Here is a 16,372-nt window from a genome sequence, read left to right on the forward strand (position 1 = left end):
AAAAACTGATTATCTATTGCTCGTTTTGCCTATTGCCTTTTGCCTGTCCTGATATTATGAATTATGAATTATGAATTATGAATTGGGGAGTGGGGAGAATAAATACAAGCTGACTGATAACTCCTGACTCCTGACACTAAATCCAGTTATTAAAAACTGATTATCTATTGCCCGTTTTGCCTATTGCCTTTTGCCTGTCCTGATATGTAGCTTATACTCAACGGATTTAGTATGACTCCTGACTCCTAATGACTGATAACTGATAACTGAGGTTCTTCGTTACTTGGTATGGTTCGATAGGAGAACATAAATCGACTAAATCCTTATCTGGCAGGAGATTTAATTGATTAGTTCGCTCTAGATCAAAAACAATTGACAAAAATCGCCAAATATCTTTCTCTATAAGGGATGAAACCCTTATAACCCCGTTCATTGCATAACACAAACCGAAGAACCATAACTGATAACTGATAACTGATAACTGATAACTGTTATGAGCGGCTAATTTCTTCGAGAATAGCCATCGCTTCTGTCACCCTATCCCTAGGGATAAATAAATGATCGTGATAATAACCAGAAATGACATTGACGCTAATTGCCGCTGCGGCCAGTTTCTCGCTAATTACCGCTAAAAATCCCACCGCCGCTAAACTAGAATGCACAGAAAGAGTAATTTGTCTATAAATATATTTGTACTGCAATTTTGTGCGATCAGCCTGCTGACGGGGAATAATCACCGTTATGCCTTCCTCTTCCCGAAATTGGCAGATAGGGGTTAATTGTAGCTGTTCTAGTCCCGTTGCTGTTAGGGAAGAAAAAACGAATTCTTCAGTATTTAAGACTGGTTTCAGGGATTGGAGCAGAATATCGAGATTAGTTTCACCTTCCTTCGGTTTTTCTGGCGATTTTTTCGCCGCATCCATACAATGATTGGCAGCAGCGTCAGCCACGCTATTTTTAGCTCGTTCAATCCAGCGCCAGCTAATGCGATCGAATTGGGTGACTAATTGACAAGCACGCTGATAAAAGGGACGTAAACTATCGCTTTTTACCTTCCAGTCTCCCTTAACTTGATTGATGACTAATTGACTATCTCCGCGAATTTCTAGGCTTTTTAAGCCTAATTCTTGGGCTTTTTCCAATCCAATAATCAATCCCGTGTATTCAGCCTCGTTATTAGTGGCTCTCTCCATATATCTAGTCGTTGTCAAGGAATTACCCTCGGCTAAAACTATTACCGCTGCACCGGCTGCGCTCCCCGGATTGCCGCGAGAACCACCATCAAAATAGAGAACTGCTGAATTATCGTTTTTTTGAGCTTTTTTATCCATAATTTTCGTCAATAAATCTTGTTATCTCCATTTTTATCTCTTTGACAATTGTAGGCGGTAGGGATTCCGGGATCGGCAAAGCGGACAAGCAAAATTTTAGCCGATCGCCGCTACCGGGTAACTTTTTTTCTTCAGGTTATTGATAATTATTTGCAGTTGTCGGTTATACTGAGAACATCAGCCTAGAGTTATATTGCTAATAGTTCTCAATTAAAAGCCCCATGGGTATAGACAAATGGCTATCGGAAGGTGAGAAAATCTTCAATATTAGTGCTTGGGATCGCTGGCAGCTCTACCACCGGCTCCAGTCCCTAGACATTGAATGTAAATGCTGGCTCCATCAGCTTTTGCAGGTTCGCATTGATGCCTACGCTCAACTTTTATAGCTGTGGATTGTCCTGCGACAGGTAGAGGTTTCCCGAGGCTCTTTAATTGGTTGGCTAGAAACCTGTTGGCAGGCATAATCCTTGAGAAAAATTAGCAATCTGAGAGTAAAAAGTGAGAAAGTATGTCAAAATCTGTAACTAGCATGGTTCCCTTTCAAGTGGTCGGTCAATTCCTCGGTTTTGTCCTCAAGGACGGATATAAGGTAAAATACCTGAGAATCAGTGTTGATAAACGAGAATATTGGTTTAAGCCCGAAAAAACACTGCGAGACCACATACCTCTCAATATTGCTCTCCACTCATGGCTAAAAGTGACGGGAGAAAGTAGTCTTTGTTCAAAAAAGGGAAAATTAAAACTGAGGGTACTAGGGATCGAGCATTTATCTGGCGAAAAAACCCCAGAAGTGGCTCCAGCAAAAGCGAAAAAAGCCACCGTCTTAATCTGTCAGAAGTCCGATTGTTGGAAAAATGGCGGTGCGAGAGTCTGCCAAAGGTTAGAGAGTAGTTTAGAGGAAAAAGGACTGGGAGAAGCGGTGAATATTAAATTAACTGGCTGTTTAAAACAGTGCAAAAAAGGCCCGAATCTGGTGGTTATGCCCGATAAAAAGCATTATAATCAGGTAGCTCCCCAAGATGTACCCTCCCTAATCGAGCGGCATTTTGCCACTTCTGAGCAAGGGAAAAGCCTATCAGTTTGACTGAAAATTGAATCGATCTTTTTTGTGTATCTAAGGGACGAAGTGGCTAAAATTGTAATAAATTAGGGGTAGAAAAAGTCAATTCTTGCCGGCGATAATTTATGACTGCTGCCACTGCAACCTTGTTAATTTCTTGTCCCGACCAGATTGGTCTGGTGGCGAAAATCGCTAATTTTATCTACGCTAATGGCGGCAATATTATCCACGCTGACCAACACACGGATTTTTCGGCGGGATTGTTTCTGATGCGGATAGAATGGCAATTAGAGGGGTTTAATTTACCCCGTGGAATGATCGAACCAGCTTTCGCCGCTATTGCCAAACCTTTGCAGGCTAGTTGGTCCCTACATTTTTCCGATACTGTCCCGCGTCTAGCTATTTGGGTGACAAAACAGGATCATTGTCTTCTCGATTTATTATGGCGACAACAGGCGGGAGAAATTAGGGCAGAAATTCCTTTAATTATTAGCAATCATCGAGAATTACAATCAGTTGCCAATCAATTTGGTATTGATTTTTATCATCTTCCCGTTACCGCCGAAACCAAGATTGAACAGGAAGCCAGACAATTAGAGTTACTGCGGGAATACCGGATAGATTTAGTGATTTTAGCTAAATATATGCAGGTTCTCACTCCAGATTTTATTAACTTTTTCCCCAATATTATCAACATTCATCATTCTTTTTTACCAGCTTTTGCGGGAGCTAATCCCTATCAACGGGCCTACGATCGAGGGGTAAAAATTATTGGAGCCACCGCCCATTATATCACTGCCGATCTCGATCAGGGGCCAATTATCGAGCAGGATGTGGTCAGAGTTAGCCATCGCGATACCGTGGGAGATTTAATTCGTCAAGGTAAGGATTTAGAAAGGGTGGTGTTAGCGCGAGCGGTACGTTTACACTTGCAAAATCGCGTTTTGGTTTACGCTAATCGCACGGTAGTATTCGCTTAAGGTTGCTAGGGTAAGCTCATCTAAAATGGGATAAGATGTACTTGACAAAAAAGAGAGCATTGAAGCTTAAAAATTAGGAAGTACCGGCGCAATTGACTAAAATAGTAATAGACCAGATCAGAAGGAAAAAATTATCTATGGCAACCACATCCGAAGATGTATGGCGACTCTTAGCCGAATTAACTGCTGCTCAAAAAGAAACTGACAAACAACTCAAGGAAGTTAGTCAACAACAGAAGGAGACTGAACTACTATTGAAGGAAGTTAGTCAACAACAGAAGGAAAACGCCCAACAACAGAAAGAAACTGACAAACAACTCAAAGAACTGGGCAAACAAATTGGGGGACTCGGTGCCAAATTCGGCAGCTTTACCGAAGGACTTGCCCTTCCTTCAATGGAAACGATTCTCAGACAACGCTTTGGTATGGAAGTCATCAGTCCCAGTGTCCGAGTCAGTAAAGAAGGACAACACATAGAAATTGATGTTCTTGCCTATACCAATGGTGAGCTAAATACTGCTTATATCGTTGAGGTTAAAAGTCATGCTAGACAGGAAGATATTACTCAATTAAAAAGTATTTTGCAACGGTTTCGCCGCTTTTTTCCTGAACATAAAGATAAAAAACTCTATGGCATATTAGCCGCCGTTGATTTATCCCCAGAATTACGCGAAAAAATTCTGCAAGAAGGGCTTTATGTGGCTCGGATTCATGACCAAGTATTTGAATTAGATATTCCCGATAATTTTCAACCTCAAACCTATTAAATAACCCTGTACTAGGAAAAACTTTTTCAGTAAGCTTTATTGTAATTGTCCGCGCAGAGCATAACGATCTTTTTCTAAACCGAAAGCGAAGAGAAAAGAATGGCGGATAGTGGGGTTAGAAAGAGTAAAAAAGAGAAAGAGAGCAATAACAGCTAATCCTGACGATAAACTAAACATAGTTTCGTAGGAAATTGCTAAAACCCCCAGAATTGGACCAGCTAAGGCTGTTCCCACATCAAAACCGCCGATACAGATAGAATAGGCCCGGCCGCGTTCTTGGGGCCCAGAGCGATCGGAGATTAAAGCCAGTAACATAGGGAATAAAATCCCCCCTCCCGTACCTTCGAGGATAGCGGCTAAAATTAAAGCGGAGGAAGATCGGGCAGAAGATAGAACCAACATGGATAAACCATAGCAAAAAACGCTAATAGTGATGAATAAACCCCGCCCATAGCGATCGCTGGCTCCTCCCGACAAAATCCGTCCGATTACGCCCGATAGTGCCGCATAACTGTAGAATAGACCGGCACTGAAAGGGATCTGATTTTCGAGGAGAAACAGGGGTAAAAAAGCGACTAAACCGCCGAATAAAGTACCGACCAATAGAAAAACTAAGGTGGGGACTAAAAAAGCTCGCTCTTGACATAATGCCCAAAAACTGCGCTCGATTGTCTGATTTTCTGCCTTCATTTGGGCTAATTTTTTCTTGAAGTCCGGTTCTTGAATGGAGAAACCCAAGAGAAAGGCGATCGCTCCTGAAGCGGCGGAAACTAGAAATAAACCGTTATAACCGATCGATTCGTAGAGATAACTGCCTAAAGCTGGACCGATTCCCATGCCTATGGGTGCAGTTAAGCTCATATAACCAATTATCTCTCCCCGTTGACGAACGGGGGAAAAATCCACCACTAGGGTACTGTAACCGGTGGTAAAAGCGGCGATACTGAGACCATGGTAGGCGCGGACGGCGAATAAAGAGGAAAGATCGCGAAAAAATAGATAACCGAGGGGTGCGGTAGCGGCGACAATAGTTCCAAATAAAACCACTAATTTGCGACTGCGGCGATCAACTAGATTGCCTAACCAACTGCGCGATAAAATTAAACCGATAGCAAAGGCCCCCATGACAAAACCGATATCTTGTTTGCTACCGCCTAGGGATTTAATATAGGTGGGGAGAGTGGGGACAAGAGTGGTGATACTTATCCAGAAAAACAGCGCCGTGACGAAGAGGAAGAGTAGTTGACGACGAGTTTCGCCAGTAAGCGATCGAAAAGTTTTGAAAGCGTTCACAACAGCGACCGTCACAGGCAACAAAAAGACCCGGAGATCACGCCAGTCACAAGCATCCCGTATTGCTGCTACCTTCCGGTCCTGACAAGGTTAAGGCGTTGCGATCGCATGAGTCCGAGTCTTTTCTATCATAACATCTTTTTCGGGGATACCGACATTTTTTTCCGAAGAATCTCCTCTCAATCTAGACTGTGAACGGAAATTTCCTCAACGAGGGGGTTTTTGCAATTGTTGTTGTAGAGAAGTTTCCGGTTCGATCGCCAATCCGCTAAACTGTCGGATTAAGACGGAAGGACTCTCCCTAGAATCGGCAGCGAGGAAAAATAACCAACGGCTGCCGGGGGTGAGTTGTTCGATGGAATTGAAGTTACTTGTCAACCAAATTAGAGGTAAATTAGGCAGATTAGCGTTTTTTTGACTAGCTTTTGCATCTATAGCCGCTAAAGTTTCTAAAATGACCCTTTCCCCCTGAATTAAACCCGTTTCACCGGTCCAGAGTTTCACATTTAATTGCCGACGATGGGCATAAAAATAGAGGGAAGCAGCGGCAATAATCGCCCGCTCAAAACTGTCTTCTTGCCAATCACAGAGGGTATCGAGACAGATAATCACTTCCTGTCCTCCCGTTAACACTTCCAATTCCCGAATTTGCAATTCTCCCAAACGGGCGCTAGTTTTCCAGTGAATTAAACGGGTAGAATCACCCTGGCGATATTGTCTCAGGTTACGCGTAAGTCCTTGACTAGCCCTTTGATAATAGCGATTATTTTCTAATTTTTGTTCCATCTCTTGACCGAGGGAATCGATTAGGGGACATTGTTGTAAGGGTAAAACTTGGGGATAAACTAAAGCTTTAGCCGCTGCTTGACTACAACGACGACACCAAAATAAACCGAGAGGGGCTGCTGTTCTTAATTGTACTTCTTGCCAGTGATAAATACCCCGTTTACTGGTGGGTAAATAATAAGTCCAACGATGGCAACTTTTGGGGGCAATCGCTTCTATTGGGGTTATTTTTGGCTGAGCGAGAACTATAGGCAGCATCTCTGTCACTTCTAACAGATTTATCGGCTGATTGCTAGTATTTTCTATCTCTAGGCTAATACTAAGATCGTCTCCCGCACTTACGGGTACAATGGCAAGACGACGCACTTTCAGGGGAAGAAGGGAACGACGGGGTAAAATTATCGATAAAATTAAAACAGCGATTGTCGTGCCACAGATAGCATACAACCATCCCGCCATGGTATTAGTCGCAGCTCCGAAAAAACAGAGGGTAATGCCAATGATTACCCCCCCACCGTAAGCGGGTAAAATACCGCGATCTTCTAACCAAGTTTTCATCAGGAAAAAATCTAGATCTAGTCAGGGTTTAGTGGTTTTGTCGTCTTTGCTAGAAAGCTAAAAATCAGTCCCACACTTCTATAATTCCCCCAAAAGCCATGAGAAACTATCAAGGATATCGGACTGATCAGCTAAGGAAGTTCTCTTCCTTGCCACTCTTGGGATTTTTCTTAACAAAACTTAACAATTGATGGCAAAATTTTGCTTGCTTTTGTCGGCAGATTTTGGGATAATATTTTTAAAAGAGTTTATTAATAATGGTAATTCCAGCATTCAACCGTAAACACAAACATCCGATTATGAGACAATCATAACCCAAGCCGCCGCCAAAGTCAAGCACTTACTCCTAATTATTTGTCGCCTGAAACTTCTAATTCCGTGGTCGGTGGGGGGTTGGGGGTATTAGTTAAAATAACAAAGGTTGAAAACCGTGTTTGCGGGAAGCTGTGCCGATTTGTTCCATTTTAGGGACGGTAATTTGATTGCGTCCCCAGGAAAAATTAGTTTGCCAACCCTCCAACTCTAATAAAATCGCCTCAGCAAAACAGGCAAACATTTGACGAGAGGGAATATCCATATTGACGATTTTCATAATTTTCCAGTCAATATCGAGGGAATGCTCGACAATGCCGCCCTTAATCACCGAAATATCGGGGGCATTTAATACCATGCCTAAATTTTTCGGATAACCACCATCAATAATAAGACAGGGGCGCTTGAGTTTATCTGGATCAATTTCCACCCCTTTAGGCAGACTAGCCACCCAAACAATGATATCAGCCAGGGGTAAAGCCTCCTCTAGGGGGAGAATTTTACCGCGTCCTAACTCCTCTTGGAGAGATTGTAAACGCTCTTGATTGCGTGCCACATAGATTAGTTCTTTTGTATCGGTTTTTTCATTTAACCAACGACAAACAGCACTGCCGATATCTCCCGTGGCCCCACAAACCACGACGGTAGATTGAGATAAATCGATGCCCATTTTGTCAGCGAGGGTTTGCACCTGAGTGCAGATGACGTAAGCGGTGTGGGTGTTACCGGTGGTAAAACGGCCAAAATCTAGCTCGATATTGCGCACCTGTCGATTATCTTTGAGATTAAACTCCTCGAAAATAATTGAAGAAAAACCGCCGAGTGCGGTGATATTGATATCACTTTTTTGAGCGAGTGCCATGGCATTTAGCACCTTACGAATAGCAGACTTTACCCAACGATTCGACAACATCTCTGGTAAAAAACAGGATTCGATATATTTTCCTCTGATGGTTTGCCCCGTGATGCTGGTGACATGAAAATCATCGACAATTTGCGGGGGGGCAGCGCACCAAAAATCTAATCCTTGGTTAGCATATTCAGGATAACCTAGATCGTCGGCGACCGATTGGGCGTGTTCTAAACTGGTAAGATGACCTATAAGACCAAACATTGATTGTTCTTTCGTTAGACTAGATGGCACTAGATAAAAATGAGGATATTGCTAAGAAATCGTTAAGACTCTTAAATATAATACACAAAAGAGCCGCTCTGTGTTGAGCGGCAGCAGGGCGAAAAAAAGAAATCTCGACGCTCAAGCTTTAGACAGCAGTTAATCCGTAGGCAGACATTCGCATAATATCACGGGTGCTGAAACCGATATTGCTTAAAGCTTCCCCGTAGCTAATCATGAAGTCTTCCACGAGGGCCTCTTTTTCCATACCGAGGACGCGAGCATCATTCTCGACTTGATTGAGCATTCTCCAGACAATGGGTAGATTAGCGCGATTTGCGGCTTCTAATTCCTCTTTAGCGGTTTCAAAGTTCGCTTTTAGCCATTCTTCGCCAAAATTGAGATGTAAATATTCGTCTTTAACTACGCCTTCAGTAATTTTACGCGCAAAAGGATCAGCAACAGGAATATAAATATTATAGGCAGCGATCGCAAAAGCTTCGATAATCAAAGATTGGATTAATAAACAGGTAACGGTTTTACCTTCTGCGTAGGCAATTTGGAAGTTATTGTGCAGAGAGGAAAAGAATTCTCTGGCATAATCCATATCAGGAGTGATTTGCAAATTTTGGCCGCAAGCTTGAAAACCTTTCATGTGACGGTTTTCCATTTTTGCCAGACGGTGTAACTCTTCTTTGTTATCGGCGAGGATGTCTGCTAATTGAATATAATTGCTATTGGCCTCGTATTCGCCTTCAATAACGATGGCATTAATGCGACTATAGGCTGATTTATAGGTTTCGCTGGTGAAATCAAGCTCTAATGGTACAGCAAGCTCTGGCATAAACTCGATTGACTCCTATTTCTGACGAGATTTTTCCGACATTCTTTCCAGTCTAGGGTAAGCCTTCTAGATGGAGTGATCTTTTTACGAGTCTAGCTCGATCGGTCTTTTTTGTATAGCTTGGCCTGAGGGGCTGACTTGCCAAGTTAACTATAGCGGTTATCTTTTGCCACTGAAAACAAATCTAGAGGCAATCCCTTCTCAAGGGAGGAGATTGCTGGCTGTTTGCTCAAACCGTGGCTAAAGATTTCCAGCGCTCGGCCTGTTGTAAGATGGCCCTGGCTGCCTGTTTACCCGATAAAGTCGCCCCTTCCATGCTATCAATGTAATCCTGTTGGGTATAACTACCGGCAAGGAAAAAGTTAGCAATAGGAGTCGCTTGCGAGGGACGATAGACATCCATCCCCGGTGCTTCCCGATAGAGACTCTGGGCCAATTTCACCACACTAAACCAAGTCATATTTAACTCCCGCGAGGAGGGAAATAACTGATGGACTTGCGCTAAAACGTGCTGGGCAATATCTTCATTTTTAGCTTTAATAAAAGGATCCCCGGGGGTTAAAACCAACTGCAACAAAGAACCTTCTCCGGGGCGATAATAATCCCTAGGACTGGTGAGAGCAAGATCTGCAAAACAGGAAAAATCCGCTTGGTGGGTGTACAAAAGATTGTCAATTCCCACCGCTTTTTGCAGTTGTCGGCGTTTTTCGGCATCATTTAATTCCGTCACCCAACCGTCAAAACGCAATTGTACCGTGGCGACGGGAACGGCTTCTAGTCGGAAAATATTGTCAAAAATCGGCATTTTCCGCCAATCCTGGGGAATAAGACGCTGAATACCAGGGACATCACCAGCGCAAACATAGGCATCTGCGGTGATAGTTTCTGTGGTTTCTCCGTTAGCGACGATCAGGCCATTAACTTGCAGATTTTCGCCCTCTCCAGAATAGAGAATTTCGCGTACCTGACGACGGGTAGAGATTTTGGCGCCCCGGGCTTCTAGATAGTTAATAATCGGTTTATGTAGGTATTCGTGGGGGGAACCTTCCAACATCCGCAGGACGGAAGCTTCGGTTTTAGCGGCAAAAAATTGGAAAATCGTCAGCATACAACGGGCTGAGATATTTTCCGTATCGATAAATCCTAACGCATAGGCGATCGGATTCCACATTTTTTTTAAACTGCCGTCATTACCGCCATGGCTACGAAACCAATCGGCAAAGCTAATCGAGTCTAGATCCCGAATCGTTTTCATCGCTCCTTGGAAGTCTATCAGACCGCGGACGATGGGACTTGTACCTAAGGCCAGAGAATTAAAGATTTTATCGGCTGCTGAGAGTTGGGAGGAGGTAAAAAAGGCTTTTAAACCGTTAAAAGGCGCACCTGCGGCGAAACGGAAGTCTAATTCGCCGATTTTTCCCCCTTCGTTGATAAAAGTGTGGGTGTGTTCTTTGAGTAGTAGGGATTGAAAAGCGCCCACTTTTTTCATTAACTCAAAAAGATTATAGTAACAACCGAAAAAGACGTGCAAGCCCATCTCGATGTGATTACCGTCCGCATCTACCCAACTACCGACTTTTCCCCCGACAAAGGGACGAGATTCTAAGATTTCTACTGTACAGCCCGCATCGACCAGATCGATAGCTGTTGCCATTCCCGCTAATCCCGCACCAACGATCACCACTCGCATTTGTCAAGTTCCTGTTACAATTTTTCACTAAATCTTTATTTTACCCCGATCGGTCTGGTGTTTCTCGCTGGCGATTTTTTCAGGGTCGCTTGAGGGCGTGGCAAAATAATTGAGAGTTGCACTGGGGAGAAGTCATTTTGAAGCGATCGCTAGATGGGAGACAGGGATTAATTATTGTCAGTATTATATGGATATTGGGGATATTAGTCGATAGATTCTGGTTTAGTCTCGATCATACTATTCCTGCTTGGGATCAGGCCGATTATCTCAACGGTGGGATTATCTATACCCAAGCTTTCCAAAATCCTCGCTGGTTTGACGGGGATTGGTGGCGCAGTTTATGGCTAATGTCCCCGAAAATTCCCCCTTTAACCTATCTTTTAACGATTCCCTTCTTTAATCTCTTTGGTATTAGTCTTGACGCGGGTATGTGGGTAATGGCTATCTATAGTACCCTACTGCTCTTTTCTGTGTACGGATTGGGAATTATCCTCTTTAATGGGACTGTGGCTTTATGGGCGGTCTTAATCTGCCAATTTCTTCCCGGTTTATACTATTATCGCCTCGAATATCTCTTAGATTTTCCCTTAGCGGCAATTGTAACGTTTTCTTACTTTTGCTTGACATGGTGGCGATTTAGTGGTCAAGGCTGGCTAAAAGCGATCGCTTTCGGTATTTCTTTCGGTTTAGGGATGTTAGTCAAACAAACCGCCCTATTTTTCCTCTTTTTGCCGATTTTATGGGTATTGGGCGAAAATCTCCGGCAAAAACGTTGGGGCAATCTAGCGCAATTAATGCTGAGTTTTCTCACGGCAGCATTGTTAATGTTTCCCTGGTATCGGACGAATTGGTTATTAATGTTAACCGCAAGCAAACGTGCCACGGTAGATTCGGCGATTTTGGAGGGAGATCCGCCTCTTACCAGTCCAGATGCCTGGACATTTTACGCCCAAGTTTTACCCTATTTTCTTTCTTGGGTATTGTTATTAGTTCACCTGGTGGGATTATTAATCTCCTTACGTCATAGAAAAACCGAAGATAGGGTTAATCGTCCTGTGTGGATTTGGTTAGGAGTTTTTCTGCTGGGGGGATACCTATTATCATCCCTCAATATCAATAAAGATGCTCGTTATATTTTGCCGCTTTTACCGACTTTATCCTTAATTTTATCCGTTGGTTTATTATCTTGGCGCGGTCGTTTTGCCCCCGGTATCCGTTGGGGAACGATAACTATTGCCGCTATGCTCACCAGCTTAAATTTATTCCCCTTGGGGGGAGATATAATTACTAACGTTTTCAGTCCCCAATTACAACACCACCCCTATTTAAAAACCGGCTGGCAACAGGAAGAAGTAGTTAAAGAGATTCTAGCCGATTCTCCCTATCTTCGCAGCACCCTAGGGGTTTTACCTTCCACCCCCGAATTAAATCAACATACTCTCTCTTTCTACGGTGGTAAACATAATTCCCAGGTTGCTGGGAGACAGGTGGGAGTTCGGGAAGAAGATATAGAAAAGGATGTCAATTCTTTAGATTGGTTTTTAACTAAAACTGGTGAACAGGGTTCCGTCCCCGATGTCCAGAAAAAAATTGTTAATCGAGTCGCCACTGGGCCAGATTTCCAAGTGGAGAAAACTTGGCAGCTACCGGATGATAGTACCCTGTCCCTACACCGAAAAATATATCCTTCCGTCACGGTTAAACCCCTTGAAAATGCGCCAAAACAGGTGGAATTAAGAGAGATTACCATTGCTGAAAAAGCCTCTCCTAATCAACCCATTCCCGTGGTTTACAAATGGGACGGAGACTGGCAACAATTAAAGTCAGGGATGGTGATTTTAACCTGGCAAGAAGTGGACGGTAAGGATTATTGGATGCACGATCACGGTATTGCTATGGGGAGATTAATGGCAGAAAAATTAACTCCAGAAGAGCAACAAAAGGGTTTTGAAGTTACTGAAAAAACCGCCATGCAGTCGGCAGCAACCCCCGGAGTTTATCGCTTATCTGCTGTTTATCTCAATCGGGAAACTGGCGAAACCTATCCAATTAAAACTAATGCTCAAATTACCATCGATCCTCAGGTTCCCAAGTTAGCAACGCCCGCATTAGATTTAGTAACCCAATTGCGCTTAAAGTCTGCTAATATTGGTCAAGGATTAACGGGTATTGAACCAATTTTTGAGTTAACTAATCGTATCAATCAATACGATTCGATTCAGGATTATGTGCTGCAAGCAGACAAGGCTTTTTCCTATCGTTTACAGCAACAAAATCCCCCCGATAAGTTATCTTTAGCCTACGGATTAGCAATTTCTAAGGTACTACAACAGGATGTGGCAGGGGCAATAAAAGCCACGGAGGAAATGATTAAAATTGACCCCCATAATCCCTATCATTATGCTTATCAAGGCTTTATTTATCTCTACGATTGGCAACCGCAAGCGGCCCAAAAAGTCTTAGATCAAGCTAGACAATTAAATCCCGATAGTGAAGAAATTAAAACTTTAAATGCAGTGGCTGCCTTGATGGGGGGAAATCTCGTTAAAGCTTGGCAATTATGGCAGTCAAATTAAAATAGAGTGGGAAGTGGGGTGTAGGGTGTGGGGTGTGGGGTGTAGGGTGTGGGGAAAGAAACCTCTTTCAGCTGTGGGGGTGAAAATTTTTTCATCGGGACCGACTCCTAACCCCATGGTAGATGTGGGATTTTTGCAGGAGTTCTATTTTCCGACAAAGATAAGTAAAAATTATTGATTTACTGCAAAAACTTGAGAATATTTAAATTAACATTCCGCAATATTTATAAATTCTTAAGAATTAATTGAGAAAGATTTTTATTTAACAACGACGTTATGCTGGTTACAGCGATTTGATAGAATTTCATAATCGGTTATTGTGTGCTTTTTTGGGCAGCAATGGTTGAAACCCTTGCCACACCTAGAAGGTGATCCTAATTAAGACGGGTAAATCAGTCAATTTCACCCACAACGATGATCTTTTTTTTATGTAGTTTTATTGCAAAAAAAAAGTTTTTTTGACAAAAAGCACAAAGTATGATATGAACCCAAGGTATTTCTGGTTGCGAGTAATTATTGTAGAGAAGGGAGAAGGGGAGAAGGGAGTGAGAAGTGGGGAAGCTGTCTCATCACCCTATCTCCTGCCTCCTGACTCCTGACTCCTGACTCCTGACCCCACTAACAAACTTTTTCAGCAAACCCTATTTAATTTAACAACTCCCTGGGATCGGTGACTTCCCCTTTAATCGCTGCCGCTACCACCATCGCCGGACTCATCAACAAAGTACGCCCAGAAGCGGAACCTTGACGACCTTTAAAGTTACGATTGGAGGAGGAAGCACTGATCTGATCTCCCTGCAATTTATCGGGATTCATGGCTAAACACATGGAACAGCCAGCCTCGCGCCATTCAAAGCCCGATGCTAGGAAAATTTGGTCTAATCCTTCCGCTTCCGCCTGTTTTTTGACTCTTTCGGAACCGGGGACGATAAAAGCTTTCACATGGGGGGCAACACGATGACCTTGGGCAAATTTGGCCGCTTCGCGCAGATCACTGATCCGGCCGTTAGTACAGCTACCGACGAAGCAGACATCGATTTTTGTGCCTTTAATCGGGGTGCCGGGGGTGAGTTTCATGTATTGATAGGCTTCCTCTGCGATCGCTCTTTCACTTTCTGGTAAACTCTCGGAAGTGGGAATGACTTCGTTAACCCCGATTCCTTGGCCGGGAGTGATCCCCCAAGTAACTGTGGGTTCGATTTCGCCAGCATCAAAGACCACCACATCGTCATAAACCGCATCGGTATCGCTTTTAATGCTTTCCCACCAATTAACCGCATTTTCCCAGTCTTTGGGCGCAAAATCACGACCTTTGAGGTAATCGTAGGTGATTTGATCGGGGTTGATATAACCACATCGGGCCCCACCTTCGATCGCCATGTTACAAATCGTCATTCTTTCTTCCATGGACATCCGTTCAATTGTACTACCAGCATACTCGTAGGCGTAACCAACACCGCCTTTTACGCCCAATTGACGGATAATATGGAGAATTACATCTTTAGCATAGACACCGGGGTTTAAATCGCCGTTTACCTCCACTCGACGCACTTTTAATTTCGATAGGGATAGGGTTTGGGTAGCAAGAACATCCCGCACTTGGGAAGTGCCGATGCCAAAAGCGATCGCCCCAAAAGCGCCGTGGGTGGAGGTGTGGGAATCACCACAGGCGATCGTCATCCCCGGTTGGGTTAGTCCCTGTTCGGGAGCGATCACATGAACTATGCCCTGATTGCCGGAACCGATGCCGTAGAAAGGAATATGATTGGTTTGAACATTAGTTTCGATCGCCCGGATCATTTCCTCGGCCAAATCGTCAAGGAAAGGACGCGCCTGATTTTCGGTGGGGACGATGTGATCGACGGTAGCAATAGTCCGTCCTGGAAATAATACTTTTAAACCCCTTTCTCTCAGCATCGAAAAAGCTTGCGGACTGGTGACTTCATGGACTAGATGCAGTCCGATAAATAATTGTGTCTGTCCACTGGGAAGAATCTTAACCGTGTGTGCGTCCCAGACTTTATCGAATAACGTTCTTGCGCTCATTGACTTTGGAATGATAGTCATCTCCCTAATCATATCAGCTAACCTGAGCCGATAAATATTAATTTTTTCTTTTCTCTTGGTTAGTAGGGATAATAAATAAATAGCTCTGTTTTTGCCAGAGATTAAAACCATCGGTTTTTGAGTGAAAGAAACGACTTTCGCTAATAACTATTTGAGTAATTCCTGCTGCTCCTTACCCCCCGATCCCTATAATTTTAAATAGGATTTAGTCTAACATTCTCTAGGCTTGAATAACCCCTCAGTCCATAGCAAAAAAAATTATTCTTTTCTTGTCACCGCTAAATTATGCTCGCTAACTTTCCTATTCAGATAAATTTCTCCAAGAACAATTAATCCTAGAATCAGAGATAAACTCAGCCATGATACTAGGATTCCTAAGTAGTTAATACTAATATAGTAATACTCAAAGATTCCTACCAAATTAACTAACAAGAAAGGTCATGGAAGTCTTACCGATATTCCTCATTGCCTTTTGCTATCAGACAATAGACCTCTTGCATGATTTTTTTATGGTATAGTGGAGGATTTGGCTTTTTTCTCGATTTTTAGATGGAAGTAGAAAAAAGAATAAAATGTGATCTTAGGTCAGGAAATCATCTATACTTTTGCTATATTTATTAGCAAAAATATGGATGATCAAAACTTATCAGATGAACAGTTAAAACGCCGTTTCGGTGTGTATAAACAAACCTAGAGAAAGATGGTAGAATCAGTAAAAAGTGTTGAAGCTGACTCTAATTCAGCATCTAAAAGGGAACCGAACCCTAAACTATCTATAGAAGAACAAGTTTTAGTCACGTTAGAATATTGGCGAGAATATAGAACATATTTTCACATTGGTACAAGTGGTCAACTATCAGAATCAACTATAGGTCGGATTGTAAATAAGACGGAAAAAATGCTTTGACAATCGGGAAACTTCCGTTTAAAAGGAAAAAAAGCTCTACTAAATCAAGCAGAGATACCGGTCGTAACGGTAATGGATGTAACGGAA

13 protein-coding genes, 1 other RNA gene and 1 pseudogene are annotated in these 16,372 nt (G+C 43.0%); 6 read left to right on the forward strand and 9 right to left on the reverse strand.

Annotation, left to right across the window (positions count from 1 at the left end; all coding sequences use genetic code 11):
• Positions 1 to 226: 226 nt before the first annotated feature.
• Together IM473_RS22700 and IM473_RS08345 are read right to left on the reverse strand one after the other, a co-directional pair.
• Positions 227 to 433 carry a hypothetical protein gene (locus IM473_RS22700; protein ID WP_407069745.1) on the reverse strand — a complete coding sequence of 69 codons (207 nt, stop codon included), beginning with the start codon at positions 431 to 433 and terminating at the stop codon, positions 227 to 229.
• 58 nt (positions 434 to 491) lie between these two features.
• Positions 492 to 1,331 carry a reverse transcriptase-like protein gene (locus IM473_RS08345; RefSeq protein WP_287659861.1) on the reverse strand — a complete coding sequence of 280 codons (840 nt, stop codon included), beginning with the start codon at positions 1,329 to 1,331 and terminating at the stop codon, positions 492 to 494.
• 221 nt (positions 1,332 to 1,552) lie between these two features.
• Here IM473_RS08345 and IM473_RS08350 point away from each other — a divergent pair, with 221 nt between their 5' ends.
• From IM473_RS08350 to IM473_RS08365, 4 genes are all read left to right on the forward strand, one after another.
• The gene (locus IM473_RS08350) at positions 1,553 to 1,717 is read left to right on the forward strand and encodes an Asr1405/Asl0597 family protein (protein WP_287659862.1); all 165 of its coding nucleotides are present in this window, start codon (positions 1,553 to 1,555) and stop codon (positions 1,715 to 1,717) included.
• 122 nt (positions 1,718 to 1,839) lie between these two features.
• Positions 1,840 to 2,415 carry a (2Fe-2S) ferredoxin domain-containing protein gene (locus tag IM473_RS08355; protein WP_287659863.1) on the forward strand — a complete coding sequence of 192 codons (576 nt, stop codon included), beginning with the start codon at positions 1,840 to 1,842 and terminating at the stop codon, positions 2,413 to 2,415.
• A 101-nt stretch (positions 2,416 to 2,516) separates the two neighbouring features.
• On the forward strand, positions 2,517 to 3,371 hold the full coding sequence (gene purU / locus IM473_RS08360; RefSeq protein WP_287659864.1) for a formyltetrahydrofolate deformylase: 855 nt from the start codon (positions 2,517 to 2,519) through the stop codon (positions 3,369 to 3,371).
• 137 nt (positions 3,372 to 3,508) lie between these two features.
• A complete protein-coding gene (locus IM473_RS08365) occupies positions 3,509 to 4,138 on the forward strand; it encodes a DUF3782 domain-containing protein (RefSeq protein WP_287659865.1) in 630 nt (209 codons plus the stop codon).
• Between the two features lie 36 nt (positions 4,139 to 4,174).
• Here IM473_RS08365 and IM473_RS08370 read toward each other — a convergent pair whose 3' ends face one another.
• From IM473_RS08370 to zds, 6 genes are all read right to left on the reverse strand, one after another.
• On the reverse strand, positions 4,175 to 5,446 hold the full coding sequence (locus IM473_RS08370) for an MFS transporter (protein ID WP_287659866.1): 1,272 nt from the start codon (positions 5,444 to 5,446) through the stop codon (positions 4,175 to 4,177).
• Positions 5,447 to 5,455: 9 nt separating this feature from the next.
• Positions 5,456 to 5,552, reverse strand: an RNA gene (gene ffs / locus IM473_RS08375) — signal recognition particle sRNA small type.
• An 86-nt stretch (positions 5,553 to 5,638) separates the two neighbouring features.
• Complete coding sequence (locus IM473_RS08380) at positions 5,639 to 6,775, reverse strand: DUF58 domain-containing protein (RefSeq protein ID WP_287659867.1); 1,137 nt, start codon at positions 6,773 to 6,775, stop codon at positions 5,639 to 5,641.
• A 406-nt stretch (positions 6,776 to 7,181) separates the two neighbouring features.
• Complete coding sequence (locus tag IM473_RS08385; RefSeq protein ID WP_287659868.1) at positions 7,182 to 8,201, reverse strand: long-chain acyl-[acyl-carrier-protein] reductase; 1,020 nt, start codon at positions 8,199 to 8,201, stop codon at positions 7,182 to 7,184.
• Positions 8,202 to 8,349: 148 nt separating this feature from the next.
• Complete coding sequence (locus tag IM473_RS08390; RefSeq protein ID WP_287659869.1) at positions 8,350 to 9,045, reverse strand: aldehyde oxygenase (deformylating); 696 nt, start codon at positions 9,043 to 9,045, stop codon at positions 8,350 to 8,352.
• A gap of 229 nt (positions 9,046 to 9,274) precedes the next feature.
• Positions 9,275 to 10,735 carry a 9,9'-di-cis-zeta-carotene desaturase gene (gene zds, locus IM473_RS08395; RefSeq protein ID WP_287659870.1) on the reverse strand — a complete coding sequence of 487 codons (1,461 nt, stop codon included), beginning with the start codon at positions 10,733 to 10,735 and terminating at the stop codon, positions 9,275 to 9,277.
• Between the two features lie 137 nt (positions 10,736 to 10,872).
• Here zds and IM473_RS08400 point away from each other — a divergent pair, with 137 nt between their 5' ends.
• Entirely contained in the window at positions 10,873 to 13,311 is a 2,439-nt protein-coding gene (locus IM473_RS08400; protein WP_287659871.1) for a glycosyltransferase family 39 protein, read from the forward strand.
• 645 nt (positions 13,312 to 13,956) lie between these two features.
• Here the strand turns inward: IM473_RS08400 and leuC are convergent.
• A complete protein-coding gene (gene leuC, locus IM473_RS08405) occupies positions 13,957 to 15,357 on the reverse strand; it encodes a 3-isopropylmalate dehydratase large subunit (protein WP_287659872.1) in 1,401 nt (466 codons plus the stop codon).
• Between the two features lie 631 nt (positions 15,358 to 15,988).
• On the opposite strand from leuC, the pseudogene IM473_RS08410 reads away from it, so the two are divergent.
• Positions 15,989 to 16,372 (forward strand): annotated as a pseudogene (locus tag IM473_RS08410) (helix-turn-helix domain-containing protein); the annotation flags it as partial.

Source organism: Microcystis sp. M015S2, assembly GCF_020245945.1.
GTDB lineage: Bacteria > Cyanobacteriota > Cyanobacteriia > Cyanobacteriales > Microcystaceae > Microcystis.